The organism is Advenella sp. FME57, assembly GCF_014897675.1.
In the GTDB taxonomy this organism is placed as follows: Bacteria; Pseudomonadota; Gammaproteobacteria; order Burkholderiales; family Burkholderiaceae_B; genus Advenella.
In genome coordinates, this window is the sequence record NZ_JABUXU010000015.1 from 39,005 (window position 1) to 58,185 (window position 19,181).

General features: G+C 52.8%; 15 protein-coding genes. 3 read left to right on the forward strand and 12 right to left on the reverse strand.

Translation table 11 applies throughout. The annotated features are described in order from the left end of the window. Positions 1 to 26 precede the first annotated feature (26 nt). From INT32_RS16465 to INT32_RS16480, 4 genes are read right to left on the reverse strand one after another with little or no spacing between them, the layout of a single operon-like run. Complete coding sequence (locus INT32_RS16465; protein ID WP_193089810.1) at positions 27 to 686, reverse strand: ABC transporter ATP-binding protein; 660 nt, start codon at positions 684 to 686, stop codon at positions 27 to 29. After that, entirely contained in the window at positions 683 to 1,468 is a 786-nt protein-coding gene (locus tag INT32_RS16470; protein ID WP_193089811.1) for an ABC transporter permease, read from the reverse strand. The genes INT32_RS16465 and INT32_RS16470 overlap by 4 nt, the downstream gene beginning before the upstream one ends. 18 nt (positions 1,469 to 1,486) lie before the next feature. After that, entirely contained in the window at positions 1,487 to 2,695 is a 1,209-nt protein-coding gene (locus INT32_RS16475; protein ID WP_226817166.1) for a polysaccharide biosynthesis/export family protein, read from the reverse strand. Next, positions 2,679 to 3,788: an ABC transporter permease gene (locus tag INT32_RS16480; protein WP_193089812.1), complete on the reverse strand. Its 1,110-nt coding sequence runs from the start codon at positions 3,786 to 3,788 to the stop codon at positions 2,679 to 2,681. The genes INT32_RS16475 and INT32_RS16480 overlap by 17 nt, the downstream gene beginning before the upstream one ends. A gap of 326 nt (positions 3,789 to 4,114) precedes the next feature. On the opposite strand from INT32_RS16480, the gene INT32_RS16485 reads away from it, so the two are divergent. The 3 genes from INT32_RS16485 to INT32_RS16495 all read left to right on the forward strand — a co-directional run bounded on the left by INT32_RS16485 (position 4,115) and on the right by INT32_RS16495 (position 9,729). Beyond that, the gene (locus tag INT32_RS16485; protein WP_193089813.1) at positions 4,115 to 5,392 is read left to right on the forward strand and encodes a capsular biosynthesis protein; all 1,278 of its coding nucleotides are present in this window, start codon (positions 4,115 to 4,117) and stop codon (positions 5,390 to 5,392) included. Between the two features lie 359 nt (positions 5,393 to 5,751). Further along, positions 5,752 to 7,317, forward strand: a complete 1,566-nt coding sequence (gene pgi, locus INT32_RS16490; RefSeq protein ID WP_193089814.1) for a glucose-6-phosphate isomerase — start codon at positions 5,752 to 5,754, stop codon at positions 7,315 to 7,317. A gap of 450 nt (positions 7,318 to 7,767) precedes the next feature. Then, positions 7,768 to 9,729 carry an FUSC family protein gene (locus tag INT32_RS16495; protein WP_193089815.1) on the forward strand — a complete coding sequence of 654 codons (1,962 nt, stop codon included), beginning with the start codon at positions 7,768 to 7,770 and terminating at the stop codon, positions 9,727 to 9,729. A 4-nt stretch (positions 9,730 to 9,733) separates the two neighbouring features. On the opposite strand, the gene INT32_RS16500 is transcribed toward INT32_RS16495, so the two are convergent. The 8 genes from INT32_RS16500 to INT32_RS16535 all read right to left on the reverse strand — a co-directional run bounded on the left by INT32_RS16500 (position 9,734) and on the right by INT32_RS16535 (position 19,179). Beyond that, positions 9,734 to 11,116 (reverse strand): GntP family permease, encoded by a 1,383-nt coding sequence (locus tag INT32_RS16500; RefSeq protein WP_193089865.1) that lies wholly within the window; start codon positions 11,114 to 11,116, stop codon positions 9,734 to 9,736. 454 nt (positions 11,117 to 11,570) lie between these two features. Further along, entirely contained in the window at positions 11,571 to 13,289 is a 1,719-nt protein-coding gene (locus tag INT32_RS16505) for a tannase/feruloyl esterase family alpha/beta hydrolase (protein ID WP_193089816.1), read from the reverse strand. 310 nt (positions 13,290 to 13,599) lie between these two features. Beyond that, a complete protein-coding gene (locus tag INT32_RS16510; RefSeq protein ID WP_193089817.1) occupies positions 13,600 to 14,661 on the reverse strand; it encodes an ABC transporter substrate-binding protein in 1,062 nt (353 codons plus the stop codon). A gap of 34 nt (positions 14,662 to 14,695) precedes the next feature. Beyond that, positions 14,696 to 15,820: an FAD-binding oxidoreductase gene (locus INT32_RS16515; protein WP_193089818.1), complete on the reverse strand. Its 1,125-nt coding sequence runs from the start codon at positions 15,818 to 15,820 to the stop codon at positions 14,696 to 14,698. Continuing rightward, complete coding sequence (locus tag INT32_RS16520; protein ID WP_193089819.1) at positions 15,808 to 17,187, reverse strand: FAD/NAD(P)-binding oxidoreductase; 1,380 nt, start codon at positions 17,185 to 17,187, stop codon at positions 15,808 to 15,810. The genes INT32_RS16515 and INT32_RS16520 overlap by 13 nt, the downstream gene beginning before the upstream one ends. Next, complete coding sequence (locus INT32_RS16525; protein WP_193089820.1) at positions 17,184 to 17,474, reverse strand: (2Fe-2S)-binding protein; 291 nt, start codon at positions 17,472 to 17,474, stop codon at positions 17,184 to 17,186. The genes INT32_RS16520 and INT32_RS16525 overlap by 4 nt, the downstream gene beginning before the upstream one ends. A gap of 37 nt (positions 17,475 to 17,511) precedes the next feature. After that, on the reverse strand, positions 17,512 to 18,303 hold the full coding sequence (locus tag INT32_RS16530) for an ABC transporter permease (protein WP_193089821.1): 792 nt from the start codon (positions 18,301 to 18,303) through the stop codon (positions 17,512 to 17,514). Between the two features lie 3 nt (positions 18,304 to 18,306). Continuing rightward, entirely contained in the window at positions 18,307 to 19,179 is an 873-nt protein-coding gene (locus INT32_RS16535) for an ABC transporter permease (RefSeq protein WP_193089822.1), read from the reverse strand. Positions 19,180 to 19,181 lie beyond the last annotated feature (2 nt).

The following is a 19,181-nucleotide window of genomic DNA, read 5'->3' on the forward strand; positions in this document are numbered from 1 at the left end:
TTCTTCTCGTTGGAACTAGTAACAAATTACGCCAGCGCGTTGTATGCCGCAATACCCTCTTCCACGTTCTCATACGGCAGCACCTGTCCTTTATCAATCAGTAGTACATAGTCGCATAACGACCTTACTTGGTTCATGCCATGCGTTGTAAGAATCAAATTTGCTTTTCCAACCCTATCTTTAAAAGCCTGACTGGCTTTCTTCTTGAAATGAGCATCACCAACAGACATGGCCTCATCGACTAGGTAATAGTCAAAATCAAATGCCAAGCTTAACCCAAATGCTACACGTGCCCGCATCCCGGTAGAAAACGTCTTGACCGGTCGATCAAAATATCTCCCAATTTCAGCAAACTCTTCTACGTACTGAACTTTCGAGCGCATTGCCGCGCCTTCGGCACCATAGACTCTGGCAATAAATTTGACATTCTCGCGTGCAGTCAAAGATCCTTGAAATCCGCCTGAAATGCCAACCGGCCAAGAAATTGTGTTACTCGTGATAACATCGCCACTGTCCGGGATGTCCAGCCCCCCAATTAAACGCAATAAGGTGGACTTGCCTGCACCGTTACGCCCGATCAGTGCGATATTCTTCGCGGAAGGCAACACCAGGGACAGATTTCTGAATACAAACTCACGCCCCGTCACTGTGAGGTAGGATTTCGTTAGATTTCGTATCTCAATCATAATGATACCAATTTCAGCTTTCGAACCCGGTAGAGCCCGAGTGCAATCAGCGAAAGCAATGTCGCGCAAAGCAATGGGTAAGTAATACTGACCCCGTTTATCGGAGGATAATACTCAAATACAGATGACCTCAAATCGTCAACAATATGTAGATATGGATTCCACAATAACCAATTGAGTATTTCCGGCGGTAGCGCCCTCACCGGAAATAACACGCCTGACAATAAGTAAATTGGGAAAAATACCATACGCACAATCGGCTTCAAGTCCGGCAGCACCTCAGTAATCATGCAAAAGATCATGCCCAACGCGAACGAAAGAGCGATCCCAATAAAAATAGTAGTTAGCCAGGCGAGAGGATGACGATGAGCAACGTCGTCGCTGAACCAGAATCCAAGAACAAAGAGAAGAATGACATAGACGCAAGCATAAATCGTGATCTCTACTATAGTCCTGGCCACCATCGTATCAAATGGCTTAATTTGCTTGTAAGAAAATAGCGCCTTGTTCGCGCTTACCGATTCCATGACTCTGAAAACAATATTTCTCATCATAAAAAAAGGCACCATCCCTGTTAACAGGAAAATCGGATAATCGATTCCATAGCCAGCAGTACGACCACGCAACGAGAAGATAGTCATCATCATGACTATCTGAGCGGTGGGTTCAAAAAACACCCAGAAAATCCCGAACCGCTTGGCACCGAACCTGCTGCGCATTTCCCTAAGCAAGAGGGCGAATATCACCGCCTTCATGATCCCGAATGACGAACGCTTTTCCATTGAGGTGCCTGCCTTCAGTTAGAATCTGCTAATTGCCCGACCAACCATCATGGTTTGCGCGATAGGTGAGATAATTTTCTGCCACTCGTATACCGGAGCATTCGTTACGTAAACAGCATCTTCCGGAAATACCTGGAAAGCACGCGCCAAGAACAGCGATTCAGGCTTACGCATATCCAGCCGGAACACCTGAGCTGCAGGTTCGCCTTCCTTGGGCTCGGGATTTACACGAAATACAAAAACACCCTGAGGATCGGCTTTTTCTTCATTCAACCCTCCCACCACTCCCAAAACCTCGAGTAGACTAGGATTGCGTGAAGGCAGATCCTTCAAACCAGGCTCGCCCACTGCGCCCATGGCAACAAAACGCTGACGGGCCCGCTCAAGCACAATTTCAGAGCGGGGAGAAACTTTGCGATTTTTCCCGTTAAGAACATCATCATAGTTGATGGTAAACGCACGCTTACCATCACGCACGATCACATTGATCAGATGTGGTTCATATATCGGACCTCCCGCCATATTGACGGCGTCCAGAATGGTAAGCGGCCCCTGTAGACTGGAAAAGCGGCCAGGCGCCTTCACCGCACCAGCGACCAACACAGACCCGGACAAATCGCCGACGATCTGACTATGCACTTGCGGGTCAGTTGCCGATGCTCCTTTTAATTTCTTTTTAAGCTTGTTGTCCACTTGGGTAAGCGTCAGGCCACGCACATTCACATCCCCGGCATAAGGAATGGAGATCATTCCATCCGCTCCTACCCGTACATTTTCAAACGTGGTGCCGCCTGCCGAAAGAGGTGCAAACACGCCACCCTCCGCTGAATCAGATACCATGATTTGAATCACGTCGCCGGGCACCAACTGTATTGTAGTGGTAGTACTGGTTTTAGATACATTTGATGAGGCCGGGGGTGGCGCCGCCCGTGAAAATTCAGCAATGTTACGCGGAGCAAGGTCAATCACGGAATATGGCAGATCCGGATCTGTTCCTGCTTCACTGGAGGTAATAGAGCTACTGTAAGGCCCCGATCCTGACATGATCGAGCCGCATCCCGCCAAGGCGAGCATAACGACAACGGGACCTGTCATTCGAAAAAGCCGTTTGGGGATTGCAATTGAGCTTAGCATTTTCGCCATTTTATATTTCACACTAAAAAATCGTAAGGATGGTAGCTGTTCTTCAGAAGCATCATTCATCACTTTGTTAATCTTTATGGTCATCAATCGTTGCAACAATGAACCGCACAATACCAAGAACGGCAAGCAAGGCTACAAGTATAGTGATCAGGTTGTAAAGCCTGCTGGGGTAAATTGCTTCATCTGGGAGATTCGGGGTCACGACGACGGCAAGTGTCCGAAATTTCTTGTTGATTTCAATTCGCGTATTGGCAAGCGACGCCAAGCTAATCTTATAGGCCTCTTCTGCCGTCGTGGCCTGTATGGACAAATCTCGATACTTGGACGCTACGGTATTTAGTTTGTTGCTATCCCCCCCTTGGGCGATAAGTCTTTGCATTTCAGCTTCAAGCTGCTTCTCAATCGCAGCAATCTTTCTTTTTTGCTGTTGCACCTGAGGGGAACTGCTATTGAGCGCAGCATTCAATGCACTCAATTTTGCTTTCTCTGCAGCCAGCTCTGATTCCATCGTTGCAATCATCGTAGAGCGTGACTCTGCTGTTGCCTCAGCATCCAGTAAATTATTTTCTGCCTGAAAACGTAACAGTTCGCTGCGTTTCACTTCATAGTTCATGCGAGCTGTTCCCAGCTCTTTCTCCACAAAAGCTAGTTGATCCTGAGTCATTCTATGGGAAAGCTCATTAACAAACTTTTCACTTTCGCGCAGAATCACACTCAGCACCTTCTGGGCATATTCGGGGGCAAAAGCCTGTATCTCCAGCTGCAGAAGTCCAGTTTCCTCATCAAAATGCGCCTGTACTACCCTTTGATAGAAAGCCAGCATGTCTTCATTTGAAGCTGCATTGTTGAGCCAATACAATGGATCACGATAGACCGAAGTGTAATGATCTGTCCAGTTAAGCTCTTTTTTCAAGATATTGAGCATATCTGCTGAAGTGACAAATTGCCTCAAATATAACGTCTCCTCCCGGGACGTAGGATTCACTGCACCCAATAGCAAGGCCAATCCGGGCGCCTCTGCAGCAGGATTAGCGTTGTCTGTTTGTCTTACAGCAATTTCAGCGACACTGACATACCGGTCTGTTGCGAAAACAGCATAATAGACTATTGCTATTACAAACGGGATGAGTACGATACCGATAAACAGGAGTCGATTTTTAGAGGACGAGTTTGCCATTCAGTGAACACCAATAGTTTGACTTTGTGCTGGATTTTAAGACGAAAACATATTACAAATGTGAAAACACCTTATTTTTATTGCATTTACATGCGTAATGTAAACTAATTTGTAAGATTCTGTCGGAAATAGGACACGAAATAATACGAGCCTGACAGATATGTATTTAAATGTAACTTTTATTTAAGGCGTCTTATCAGGCAAGCTTTTTGAAGAACTGTCCGCTGTCTCTTATTTCTCCGTTAAGTTGCACGTTTGTGATTTTTATGCTGATGTACGTATATTTCAGATAACATATTAGCTTTTCAGGGTAGAGGCAAACGGTCGTGATTCTTGATGGAATAAAAGCCTTCGAAAATAAAAGTATCTTATTGCTGCAGGGGCCAGTAGGCCCTTTTTTTCGTCGTTTTGCCTCTGATTTGCGCAATTGTGGTGCAAAAGTTCACGTCGTAAATTTCAATGGCGGAGACTGGTTTTTCAACCCAAAGACCTCTATCAGCTTTCGTAAACATCCAAGAGAGTGGCGTGCGTTTTTTGAAAACCTCCTGAACGATTTGGATATAGATGTCGTATTTCTCTTCGGGGATTGCAGACCGATTCATATTGTTGCGCATCAGATCGCTTCGAAATACGGTGTACAGATCGGCGTTTTCGAAGAAGGTTATATACGCCCAAATTTTATTACACTTGAAAAAAACGGAGTAAATGATCACTCCAGCGCTGCGCGCGAAGCGCAGTTTTATTACAGTCAGCGAAAAATCCCAACTCGACGGGAAAAGCAGGTAGGGTATGCATTCCCCTACATGATGCTGTGGGCAGTACTGTATTACACCAGCAGCATCCTTCTCAAACCCTTTTTCTGGCATTACCGCCATCATCGCAGCCTGCACCTGAAGGAAGGCTATATCTGGCTGCGAAGCTTCACACGCAAGGCTTGGTACCATTTTGCCGAAAGGAATATGGAAAAGAAACTAACCACGAACTTTTCCAAACAATATTTTCTGCTCCCGCTTCAGGTATATAACGACGCCCAGATTCACACCCATTCCGATTTCGCGACCGTTGAAACCTATATCCGATTTGTGGTGAAATCATTCTCCAAATACGCGCCCATGGGTACTCATTTAGTCATTAAACATCACCCGATGGATCGTGGTTACAATGATTACTCCAGCTGGCTTCAGCAACTTGAGTTTCTTTATGACTTGTCCGGCCGCGTGCATTACATCCATGATCAACATTTGCCCTCACTGCTAAGCCATGCTATTGGCACAGTAGTTGTCAACAGCACCGTTGGTCTGTCTGCACTATTGCATAAATCCCCGCTCAAAGTATGCGGTAGAGCTATGTACGATTTTAAGGGGCTTACCTTCCAAGGCTCCCTGGATGAATTCTGGAGGGAGGCAGCAGATCAGATTGTCGACGAAAAACTGTTTAATTCCTTCAGGAACCATTTGATTGCCACCACTCAAATTAATGGTAATTTCTATAAACGTATTCCTGGAGAAAGATCCGTTGCAGGTCTTGCCTGGCAGGCGCTTCAGACAAAATCCTCGGAAGAACGACCAAATAAACTTTATACAGACAGCCAAATTGATGGCTGATCGTCCTCATTGAATTGGCATTTATGTCATGCGGGCGCCTCGCGGCACTCATGATGATAAAAACTGGTGGAAACAACCAGAAGCAACCGCGGTTCTTTTGCCTGCCTCTGAGTGTTGGTGTCCGGGCATGGCTCGTTCGCATACCGTCCAGACGTAAGATAACGTGTCCGGTCAACTAGAATGGTGCACGGAAGACCAGTCGAGTCTTGGGCATTTACAATCATGTTTGCAATAAGTAAAACGGCGCTTCCCGGATATAATTTATTGGCCAGGTTTTCGTGGCGGATCCAGTACTCGGAAAATGAAAATTACGGTTGCGATATAATAAGTTCCGACTTCAAGACTACCTACTACCACACATGTCCGTATCAACTTACACGCAGCCCCTTACCACGCTACCTGAATGGCAGGAATATGTTGACGCTATTCAACGCGCTCCTCGAACCAGCCCCACGGTGCGTATCATTGAAGCAGGCGGGCTCCATCTTGATCTGACTGGTCAGGTGTACTCAGACGAAGTAGCCATCCATATTGAAAAATTGCTTGAGGTGCGTCAATTAAGTGCACGGCGCGCTGCGCTCATTGATGGACATCCCGTCAACACCACCGAAGGGCGTGCGGCCTGGCATACTCAATTGCGCACACCCCGACCTACGGTTGAGGTCGCAGAAGAACGTAAACGTGCGTTGGAATTTGTAAGGCGGAGTGACAGCGAACGACGCTGGCGCAATATAGTACATATTGGTATTGGTGGCAGTGACTGGGGAGTCCGTCTGGTAGTAGGGGCATTTGGATATGCGGGCATGTGGCGTAATATCCGTTTCGTCGCCAACATTGATGGTCACGCTGTGGAAGGTGGTCTGGCTGGTCTGGACCCCAGAGAGACGCTAGTCGTTGTCGCGAGCAAGTCGTTCAGGACTGCGGAAACTTTAGAAAATGCCAAGCGTGCTATAGAATGGATGCAAGCTGCAGGTATCCACAATCCACTGAACCAGGTTATCGCAATTACGGCAAATCCAAAAGCAGCATTATCTTGGGGTTTGCAGGAAAATCAGATATTCCAATTTTGGGACTGGGTCGGAGGACGATTCTCCATTTGGTCTGCAGTCAGTGTCGCTGCCGGGCTGGCAGTTGGATCTGACGTGGTGGCTGGGCTTCAAAGCGGCGCAAAAGCGATGGATGACCATTTTTTGAACGCACCCATCAAAGACAATGCTCCGGTACAGCTTGCAATGGCCGGAATTGCCAATCGAAGTATTTTGAATTACGGCTCACTCAATATTTCCGCTTATGACTCCCGTCTGGCCAATTTAATCCCGTACATCCAGCAATTGGAGATGGAGTCGCTCGGAAAATCAGTCGATCTGAACGGGGAACTTATTACCGTCCCAACCGGACCCGCCGTATGGGGCATGCCGGGTACAGACGCTCAGCATACTTTCTTTCAATGGCTACACCAGGGTAGTGACGGTGCGCCGGTCGACTTCATTGCATGCCAGAATGAAGACCATACCTGGAAAGAGCATCACACTCAATTGCTCGCTCATTGTCTCGCACAACGAGAAGCGCTTATGACGGGCAAAACCTATGAACAAGCGATCGCAGAGTGCATTAGCGCAGGGTTATCAGAAACCAAAGCGCGCGAACTGGCAAAACACAAAATACATCCAGGCGGTCGGCCGTCAAATCTGATTATGATGCGCAGCCTTACACCGTTTGCGTTAGGCGCACTGCTGGCGCTGTATGAGCACAAGGTTTTCGTTCAGGGATTAGTGTGGGGGTTGAACCCATTTGATCAATGGGGGGTTGAGTACGGCAAAGTATTAACCAAAGATATCACCGCTGAACTAAAGGGGGCTCCAGCGCGCACGCCTCACGACGCTTCCACACAATATTGGATCGACAGAATTAATTCAGAGTCATAAGACTGACTTCTGTTAGTAATAGAATACAGGTTTCAATGTTGTTGGGTACTTTATTGGGAGCAATGCATGCCTTTCAGCGACACGCCTTTATCGGTAGACCTGAACAAGGGGAAGTCTCAGGTAAAAGTATACAAGCGGCTACGTCAAGACAGTTACTATGAATCGGCAAACATCGTGCTGAAGTCCATTCACAGTGATCTGGCCAAAGTTAAAGAGTCCAACCCAGAGAATTACGACGAATTTGTAAATTATATCGGGCTATGAACCTTTTCAGGTCGTTCCATCATTATCTGTATGCGGCCACTGCTGTCGACGGCAATTTTTACAAAAATATTGCCCAATAGAAAACGACCGCAGGTTTGAACTGGCGCACTGCCCAAACCTGTGATCCGGCCTCGGGCCCAAACAAGGTATACTCCGACAGTCAAATCCACGGTTAATTCTCCAACCATGTCAAACGAAAATCCTGTTCTATTTCTTGCCCAAAAAATCGGGCTGGACAGGCGGGGAGTGGTTTACGGGCTGCAACTTGCCCTCAGTGCCTGGCTGGCGTTTGCCATTGCTTCTTTTCTGCATATTCCCAACCCCTTCTGGGCCGCCATGCCGGTCTTCGTTGTCGCCCAGGCCATGCGCGGACTGGCGTTCGAGCGCGGGCTGTATCGGGTCGTAGGCACGGCGCTGGGCGCACTGGCCGGGTTTGGCATGATTCAATTCATACAGGACGCCCCCTTTGCTGCGCTGTTGATGCTGGCGCTGTGGGTGGCGGTGTTTGGCGCCTTGACCCATCTGCTTTACGGGGTGCAATCATATGCGGCGCTGATGGCTGGCATTACGGCTGTGGTCGTGGTTATTCCCTGCATGTTCGTGCCCGAGAACTATATGCAACTGGCGCTGGCCCGGGTGGAGTGTACGTTTATCGGGGTGCTAATGATCACCCTGTCATCCGCCCTGCTCACACCCAATGCCGATCGTGATCAGTTTTACCTGTCTGTGTGCGAAGTGGCGGCAAGCGCCTGCCATCTTCTGGGCACCACGCTTAACGGCGCGACAAAAGACGGCGCCGCGCAGGAGGCTGAAATTCTGCAGAAGATAAGCCGCCTGGAAGCCTCGGGCATCGCCATTATGGCTGGTTCGCCGGCTGCGGCACAACACAAGCGGGTGATCAATGCCATGATCGTCTCTACGATCGGCCTGCTGGCTACTTCGCGCCGGTTGCATACGCACAACCGGCCTGGCCTGCCCATAGCGCCGCAGTTGGGCAATCAGCTGCTGGCCATTGCCGCACTGACCAAAGAAGACGCCAATCAGATACTGAGCCCACAACGTATGGATGAGGCACTGGCCTTGGCACAGGCGACCGACCCAACCTTGGCGCAACATTTGCAACGCCTGTTAAAAGGCGCCAAATGGCTGCTCACTTCAGACCAGGAGTCGGCACGGTTTATGTTCAGACTGGATGCGCCCATGTTGGCGCCCGCAACCAACTGGGGTCTGGCGCGCCAGACCGGCCTGTTGTGTGGCCTGATCACGCTGGTGTCGGCATCGCTTGCCTATGTGGGTGGTTCTTTTACTGGCGAGATGACCGCACTGGCGACGGCCATGTTCTCATTGGTGCTCGGCTCCATGGTCAAGCCGCAGATCGTAGCGCCTTTCCTGCTCAAGGGAATTATTGTGGGGTCCATTATCGCTGTTGGCTACCGGCTCGCAATTTTTCCGCATATTCACAGCACAGGCTTGGTTGTGGTGTCTATCCTGCCATTCCTGCTTGTGGGCGGTATGGCGCGGGCCAGCACGATGTTCGGGTTTCCTGCACTGGATGCCACAATGGCGTTTTTGCTGGGCAGCCAGGCCATGTTGCCGGCCCGTGTTGTCACGCCAATGGATGTGGTGGCCGAGTCCGGCTCAATGATTGTGGCGGCATGTATTGTGGCCGGCGGCTTTATTTTGTTGCCCCGGCGTAGCGACCGGCACGTGCATGAGGCGACCCGCACCATCAACCGCGATTTGTTCAGGCTGATCAATAACAGCGATAAACTGGGGGCCGGGCAATGGATGGCGCGCTCCGTTCGCCAGACGCTGCGCCTGACTGCCCATCTAGCGCAATCGAGCCAGCGGCATAGCCTGGCGCCGGCGCACCTTATATCGGCACTGAATTTCGGGCACAGTATCGCACAATTGCAGAGCTTGCAGGACAGCTGGACGCCGCAGACCCGTGCATTACTGCAGGACCTGAATGCACAGTTAAATACGTTTACCGACGAACCCAATACATTGGCTGCCACCCTGATGCAATACGCCAGGGATGTTCAGCAACCTGAAGTAGCGGCCGCGCTATGGTCGGCTTCCGAAGCGCTGTTGTCCGGTCGGGACCTTTTCGCGTACCGCCCGGGCATTAGCCGCAGCCACGACTGACCAATCAGAACGAACCGAACATGGTTCCCAGCGTAATCACCATAGCAGCAGCGAACAGCGGGATCACAATAGTGACAGCTGCAATATTCAGATAGGACTGGCGATGAGTCAGTCCGCAGATGGCCAGCAGCGTGATAATCGCACCGCAGTGCGGCAGCGTATCAAACCCGCCAGCCGACATTACCGCCACACGGTGCAGCAGTTCGGGGCTGATATTGTTTTCCTGGGCCAGGCGCAGGTAATCTGCCCCCAGTGTTTGCAGGGCGATACTCAGGCCACCCGATGACGAACCGGTAATGCCGGCCAGCGAGGTCATGGCAATACTCTCGGAAATAAGCGGATTGCCGGGTGCGACGCCCAGTACGAATTCCTTGATAATGGCAAAGCCGGCCAGGCTGGCGATCACGGCGCCATAGCCCACTTCGGAGGCAGTATTGAAGATCGGCAGCATGGAACCGTAAGCACCCTTGTTGATGGTGTCCTGCAGATTTGTCCAGTGGCGCAGCCGGGTAATAATGAGCCAAAGGCACGCAATAACAAGTGAAATAATAATGGCCCATAGGCCCAGTGCGCCTTTCACATTCAGTGCCGGGAATTTTTCCTTAAGGAAAGCCAGATCCATGCCCTCGAAGATGCCATAGGTAAACAGGGCATTGATGCCGATTACCAGGATCAGTGGGATGATGCTGCTCACAAATGAAATATTGTGGTCGGTGCTGATAACTTCGTGGGCGACGCCATCGTTATGGTCGCCATAACCTTCACCGGCCGTTTTCGCCTTGCGGGCGCGACTCATGAGCCACAACATGCCCAGGCCAAACATGATCAGTCCACCGATAATCCCCAGGCCGGGTGCCGCAAAGGCGTTGGTGCCGTAATAGGGAATGGGGATGGTGTTCTGGATGGCCGGCGTGCCGGGCAGCGCCGTCATGGTAAAGGTAAAGGCGCCAAGGGCGATGGCAGCGGGCACCAGACGCTTCGGGATATCTGCCATGTAGAACATGACTTTTGAAATAGGATAGATGGCAAATGCAACCACGAACAGCGAGACGCCGCCGTAAGTCAGAATACCGCAAGCCAGAACAACGGTCAGAATGGCGTGGCGCGGGCCAAGCACACGCATGATCCAGTTGGCAATAGACGCGGCCGCGCCCGAATCGGCCATAAGCTGGCCAAACACGGCGCCCAGCAGAAAGACCGGAAAGAACTGCAGCAGGTATTTACCCAGCGCAGGCATGAAGGTTTCCGTGTAAATCGGTAGGAGCTGGGCAACATCGCCAGAGAGCAGAACGGCCAGACCCGCCATGAGAGGCGCCAGGATCAGAACGGAATATCCCCGATACGCCAGATACATCAGCAGAACCAGAGATATCACAATAGATATCATACTGAACAAAATAATCCCCTTGTTTATAGGATACAGCGACAGCTTTTTGGAAACGGGAAAGAGACCGGCAGGTGCTATTTCCCAGTACCAGGTCAGCCATAAATAGTTGACTTTTCCAGCTTATTGGAATATTGGCTGCCATTATAGGGATTTAATGTTGCAGGACGGGACAAGGGTTAACTATATTAGTGTTATCCCTTAGTGAATACGCGAGGAATGCAGGTGTCAGTTGGTCAGATCGCCAACTGCGAGATGGGGGCCCATTGGGAGTTCCATTAATAGCGCGTTATTATTAAATAGGCACTATTAATGGAACAAAACGGCTGAACATACCAGGAGCGCGCCAAACGTAGTGGCAATTGAGTTCAGCCTGTCCGTAGACAGCGATAGCAATTGATGCCCCACGGGTGCGAGCCCACCCGCTGATGGCGCCAGGAGCTTGAGGGTCAGCCCGCTACTGGCCTGCGCATTCAAATGAAGCGGCGCGGTTAACATCGCCACTGCCCGTGTATCTTGGCCATGCCGGATATTCACAAAGCGGTCGGGTTCTGCCGGGTACGCCGGCCGTATCTGCCACCACTTGCAGCCCGGGTTCAACGCCCTTTTCCACCCAGTTCTCCAGTGCGCCCAGGGAATCCCAACTCGCATTGAACACCGTGCTGACAGCGTGACCATATCCAGGGATTTCGTAGTATCGAAGGAACTGGTCGGCTTTCTGTTTGCCCATGGTTGCCCGCACGCGGTTTACGTAATCTTCGGTCGCCCGTGTTGGCACCAGGCCGTCGGCAACCCCGTGGGCAATAAGCAGTTTACCGCCATGATTGGCAAAGGCAGACAGGTCTGTCTGGTTGATATCCTGCAACCGGGTAAGTTCATTAATACGCTTGCGCCACTTGCCGGGTCGGGTCGGGTCCAGCGACAAACTGTTGAAATCGGGATCCTTCGTGATGAAATACTTGACCCATTGATCCCAGAAACCGGCATGGTAAGGCACGCTCTGGCTGCCAGCCGGATTGGGCGGCATGGGATACGCTGGAGCAATCGAGCCCAGGTTCAGGTAATTGACGGTTGCCTGCAGTTTACTCTCGCCGGCCGGGCGCCCCAGGTCTACTCCCCAGGTATTGAATCCAGCGTGCCGCACTTCGCCACTGCCGACCGGTGGTTTGAAGACGATGTCCGACGCAAATACCTTCATCGCCCTGATCTGCGCATCGGACAGGCATTGGTTGCCCGTGTCCGCACCGTTTTCGCAGCGCAAGGGGCGTCCATCCACGGTCGCCTTGGCAGGATCAAAAATTCGGTTACATTGGCGCTGGTTGCTGATCAATCCGTCCCGGACGCCATCCAGCCCATCGCATGCCTGCATGCCGGCCTTATACAGAGCCTCCCGCTTTTGCTGGTTAGGATAGGCGCCGGGCTGAGCCAGTGCACGCGTAATGCGCCCGAACTGCAGATCCAGCGAAGCAGCAGCAAAGGCCGGATAAAGGGCGATGACGCCATTGAAGTCGCCTGGCCATTTCTGAATCACGGCAAGCGCTTCGCGACCCCCGGTAGAGCCACCAGCAAAATATTTCAGTTGTGCGCGCCTGCCATAATGGCCGGCAATCAGATATTGGGCCGTGTCATGGGTTTTCTTGAGCGCTTCATAGGCAAAATTTCTCAGGGCCTCCTGGTTGAGCGCAAACTTGCCGGGATTGGCCGGATCCTCAGCCAGTTGATGGCCAGAGTCACTGCCGTAAGTGGCGTAGCCAAGTCCAATGGGGTCCGGCTTGTCCACCGGGCCGGCCGGTAGCAGATCGGTCGTTTTTGCAGGCACGCCGTTATACCCGCCGCCGCCAATCATCAGCGACTTGCCGTTCCAGCGTGCAGGCAAATTCAACTGAAATTTAATGGCGGGCGCCTGCGGATCCACCGGAGCAATATCGCCCAGCACCTTGCAATAACCTGGGTGGGATTTGGGCGAGGTGGAGACCGGTGGCTGGTATTGCGTTGCCGTGACCGTCGCACCGCGCGTGGCCAGACCAATGGAAGCAGCAGGCACGGTGGTGCCGTTAAGTGCGATGCAGGACCGGGCGGCCTGATCATCCTGGCCTGTTGTGGCACAACCTGCGACGATAGCCAAACAACAAACGATACCCAGCGTAGTGACAAAACGCGATGACACAACAGGCATAATTTCTCCTCTTTCTTCTATTGCATTTGTGTGATTTTTTATCAGATACTAAATGTTTTTGAAGAAAATGGAAAGGCCGCATCGCCATGATCAGCGGTGCTGGGCCAGTGACCAGCAAGATGGGCGCGCTGGAGCACCGGTTTATCCGGCGGGCCTGATCTGGTCCGCCTTGTTCAATGCACCTTGTTCGATGCACCTTGTCCAGAACACTTTTCCTGACCTGCCACCGCCCCGGTCCACTCTGGTCGAAGCAGTCTATGCCGTGCGCCCTGGCCCCTTGTGCGGTCCCTGACGCCTTGGCCCGTGCGTCTTATCGTTCGATCTGTTCCTTCCAGTCGCGATTCAGTTTCGGGCGAACTTTATTGATGCGGTCCCAGTCCACCACAACCACGTGCTTCATATATTTTTCAAAGTCGCCCAGCAGTTCCTTATGCTCGGTTTTGGCGGCCACATTTTTGTTGGATGGATACTGTCCGAATTTAAGCGCTCCTTCCTGGGCAGGCACCGACAGCAGGTAAGAAGCGAGCTTTTGCGCCAGTTCAGGCTCGCTATTGTTGGCAATGACGCATTGGGCAACCGCCAGCAGCACCGAACCTTCTTTCGGATCCACATATTCGACCGGCAGGTTTTTTTCTTTCAGCGAATAGATGGCCGTGGGCGTAAGCGGGAACAGGGCGGCCTCTCCGGTTTGCGTCATTTCCGAAATCTTGGCTGAGCTCGGAATATAGGCAACCACGTTTTTGGCGACTGTGTCTTTGAACTTGGTCAGCGCATCCTGATAATTGCTATCGTCGCCACCATCAATCCGATTGAGCATCATGAAGGCATGCAGACCATAAGTGCTACTGGCTACAGACTGAAATACCACTTTGCCCTTGTACTTGGGATCGGCCAGGTCTTTCCAGGAGGTCGGCGGAGCCCAGTTGTTTTCCTTGAACAGTTTGGTGTTATATGACAGGCCGGTCATGGTCGTGACCACGCCGGCAGCCATGTTTTTGCCGATCAGCGTTTCCGGATACAACTCGGACAAGGCCTTGTCATCCTTGATGGGCTCACACAGCCCCATCTTGGTGGCGCGGTTCATGATGCCATCGTCCAAAAACATGACATGCATTTGCGGCTTGTCCTTGAACGCCTGTGCCTTGGCCAGAACATCTGTTGACGTACCCGGCACCACCACAATTTTCACATTGTTCGCTTTTTCGAAAGCGGGAAATACATGTTCCTCAAACCCGCGCTGCATATCGCCGCCGTTCATGCCAAGATAAAGCGTTTTCTGTTCCGCGCTTGCGTTTGCGCCCGTCAGCATTCCGACCACAGCCAGCATGCAAGCCGCAACGACCGGACGTTTTTTTACTGATACTGATTTCATCTGTGTTCCTTTTGCCGGCATTCCATGAAGAGATCTACAGCTTGCCGGAATCAGCTGTAAACCTGTCGATTCGAAAATCCTCTATCGGGATATGGCTATTGCCGGTCGCAATAAGCTGCGCCAGCACTTCTCCTGATGCAAGGCCTACCTGAAACCCCGCGCCGCTGTAGCCAAAACCATGAAACAAGCCTGGCGTCTTGCGGCTTGGACCAAGATACGGATTCAGGTCTGGTGTGGCGCCTTCGACGCCGCTCCAGAACCTGATGACATTTGCATGTGCAATGCCGGGAATAAGCCCTGCCAGTCGCGTAAGCAGCATGCTCACACTCTGATGCGATGGGCGGGCATAGCCGGTAGCCAACGAGAGCGCCCGGCTGCCGCCGAAAACAATATTGCCGCGGGCCACCTGCCTGGCATAGATGCCGCCGCCCTGTACGCCAAGCACCACGTTCATGATGGGCGGCAGCGGTTCGGTCACGCCCATCTGCGGATAGATCTCGGTCAGCGGCACCGATTCACCGAACATCGCTGCGATTTCCCCCGCCCAGGCGCCTGCCGTATTGACAACAAAGCGCGACTGAATATGCTGGTGGTCTGCGGTTTCCGACCGAAAATAGCGACCGTCATAACGGCTGCCGGTTATTCGGCAATGCTCCATGAGCCTGGTCCCGGCCTGCTGCGCCGCCCAGGACAGAGCTGGCGACACCACTCGCGGGTTGGCGTGGCCATCTGCCGGGCACAATGATGCGCCTGCAATATCCGTGCTTAGCCATGGGTAGCGGCTGTACACCTGACCGGCATCCAGCCATTGCAGATCCAGACCGCAGGATGCCACGCTGCGGTTGTATTCCTGCAGGCGCTCCATATCCTGCCCGTTGAATGCGATTTTCAAATGGCCGCAGCGAATATATTCGCCATCAATGCCGATCAGCTCGGACAATTGCCCCCACAGTTGATGCGATCGTGCTGCCAGTGGCATTTGCGACAGCGGCCGCCCCTGGCGTCTGACGCCGCCGAAGTTGACGCCGCTGGCTTTGGTGCCGCTTTGTCCGGCATCGCACAGCAAGACTTGCAAGCCCTGTTTTGACAGGAAATAGGCAGTGCTCGCGCCAATAATGCCCGCGCCGATGATCAGGACATCGGTATTTACAGTTTGCATGCCGCTCCCCCTATCGGAATCGGCTTGACCGGTGGTTGATTACGCAGTCGCTCCACGCCGGACAGGGCGATGCCCTGTTCATGCGCTAACAGCATGGACGCGCCCGCCACACACATTCTGCCCTGGCAACGCCCCATGCCAACGCGAGACAGGGCTTTCATTCTGTTCAAGCCTGAATGCGGATCGTCACGCAGCATCTGTCGGATTTCGCCCACGCGAATTTCCTCGCAGCGACACACTATCAGGGCATCATCAGCGGCATCGAGCCAGTGGGCCGGCGGCGCGAACATGCGATCAATACATTGCCGCGTTTTCCGGCCACGAGCAATACGCCGGGCCAGTTGCGCTACTTCTTTTTTATCGCAATGGATGCCCAGGTCCTGCAGCACGCTATAGGCACACTGCTTTCCGGTCAGTTCGGCCATATCGGCGCCGCCAATACGCATGCCGTCGCCAGCCAGATACACGTTTGCGCGACTGCTCTGTCCCCTGGGCTGCACTTGCGGTTGCCAACTGCAATCCTGTTCGTCAAACACAAAGTCGCAACCCAGCAGGCTGGCCAACTGGCTTTCGGAACGCAGGCCAAAGCCACAAGACAGGGCATCGCAGGCCAGGGTCTGCATCGCCGAATCGGCATTTTTTCGCCAGCGGACCGATGCGACCCGGCCCATGCCATCTGCTTCAACAGCTGCAACCCCATGCACCATTGTCACACCGCGGGCTCGTAACCAGGCCATGTAATAAACTCCCTTGGCCATAAGCGAAGCGTCGGCGGCAAAGGCCTGCACGCCCTGGCGCAGCGTGGGAAATGAACTGGTATCGAGCACCGCTGACACCTGCGCGCCGGCTTTGCAATATTGATAGGCAACCAGATACAAGAGTGGCCCGGTACCGGCAAGCACAACCCGCTTGCCAATCGCGCAACCCTGATACTTCAGGGCGATTTGCGCGCCGCCCAGCGTGTAAACACCGGGCAGTGTCCAGCCGGCAAAAGGCAATACCCGATCGGTCGCCCCGGTCGCCAGGATCACGCGTTCGTAAGAAATTGCATCATGCTTACCATCACAGGTGACATACAACTGCCGGGCATCCGCGTCCCATACCAGGGTGTTGGGGCGATAATCAATCTGACCAGACGCGATCATTTGCTGCGCAGTATCGTGCAGCGAACTGGCTTTACGGTGTTCGAAACCGTAAAGCTGGCGGGCGTCCCGGGTGAACCCGTCAGGCTGCTGGCGGTAGATTTGTCCGCCTGGTTTGGGGGCTTCATCAATAACGATGGGCCGCAACCCTGCGTGCACCAGGACCTGGGCGGCACGCATGCCTGCCGGACCCGCCCCCACGATAACCGGCGCCTGCGCCCTCACCGTTTTTGCTCCGGTATCACAAATCGCATATTTTCCTGCAGCAGCGTAGAGCAAGCGCGCACGCGCTCGCCGTTTTCCTGCAACACCAGACAATCCTGACACGCGCCCATCAGACAGAAACCGGCACGCGGCGAGCCGGTAAATTCGGTCAGACGCAGATGCCCATTGAGGGTAAGCAGCGCCGTCATGATCGTGTCGCCCATGCGTGCCGTACACGCAGTGCCATTCACAAAAAAATGACACGGCTTGCGCTGCTGATCAATCAGTCGCGTAAAGAGCCCAGACATCAGCTTGCCATTTTCTGCATGATTGCATTTGCCATGATCACTGCTTTCCGATCAGGATTTTATCCAGTCCGTACACACGATCCAGTACGAACATGGTGATCGCAGTCAGCACAATGATGAGCGCCGATACGGCAGACAGCATCGGATTGATCGATTCGGTCGCATACATGTACATTTTGACGGGCAGCGTAATGGTAGTGGGCGAAGTCAGGAAGACGGACATGGTCAGTTCATCAAAACTGTTGATGAATGCCAGGATCCACCCGCCGAAAATACCCGGCAGAATCAGGGGAAAGGTGATGCGCCGAAACACCGTCCACTTGCCCGCGCCCAGCGACTCTGCGGCATGCTCAATACTTTTGTCAAAGCCCACCAGGGACCCCAGCACCAGCCGTATCACATACGGGGTTACGATGATGACATGGCCAAGAATGAGCCATAGCAGGCTGCCGCGAACGCCCAGCATGGCAAACAGGCGCAGCAGCGCGACGCCCATGACCAAGCTGGGAATCATCAATGGCGACAGAAACAGGCCGTTGACCACATGCCGGAAACGAAATTGTCCGCGGGCAATGGCAAACGCCGCGGGCAGCGCCAATGCTGCACTGATGGAAGCGCTGGCAAAGGCGACCCACAGACTGGTCTGGAATGCAGCAATAAAACCCGATTCGTTAAAGACAGCCCGGAACCAGCGCAATGAAAAACTGGTGGTCGGAATGGACAGCACATCTTCCGGTGTGAAGGCCACCAGGCAAACGATGACCAGCGGCGCAAGAATGAAGATCGTAACCAGCGTGTTGAACAACAGAGAAAGGGGTCCGTTTTTCATTGTTTACCCCAAACTGCGCTTATAGGAGCGCTCGAGAATTTGATTGTAGGACATCATAATGATCAGATTCATGATCAGCAGCAGCATGGCCAGCGCCGCGCCCATGGGCCAGTTCAGATCAATCATGAATTGTTCATAGATGCTGTTGGACACCATGCGGGACCGACCACCGCCCAGCAGCACGGGAATCGCGAACGCGCTTGTTGAAAGACCAAAGACAATCAGGCTGCCCGACAAAATACCCGGCGTGGCCTGCGGCAGAATGACCCGTTTGATGGTCTGCCATTTGGAGGCATTGAGCGAATAAGCCGCCTTGATGGTTTGCGGATCAATCTTGTTGAGCGACGTCCACACGGGAATGATCATAAACGGCAACATGACATGCACCAGGCCGATCACTACTGCCGAGGAGGTGTACAGCAGCGACCCCAGGCCCATCATCTGGGTTAACTTGCCAATGGGCGACATGGGATTGAGCAGCATGCTCCAGCCAAAAGCCCGCACCACAAGTGAAATAAGCAGAGGTGACAGGATGACCAGCAGGAAAACAGAATTCCACGGCGCTTTCATGCGACTTAAGATATACGATTCCGGTACACCGATCAGCACGCAGATAATGGTGACCAGGCCCGATATCCACAGCGTGCGCCAAAATACCGTGAGCGTGTAGTTACTGGTGAATATTTCAATGTACTGTTCGAGCGTCCAGCCCGCTTGCACGCCCAGGTCGTAATCGTAAGGTCTGAATGAGAGCACGATGGTAAGCACCAGCGGCACGATCAGCAAGCCAATGAAAAGCAGGGTCAGCGGCATGGCGCCCAGAAAACTTAAGCGCCGCTTGCGCGCTGGCGCAGCGCCAGGATCAGGATGAGTCATGG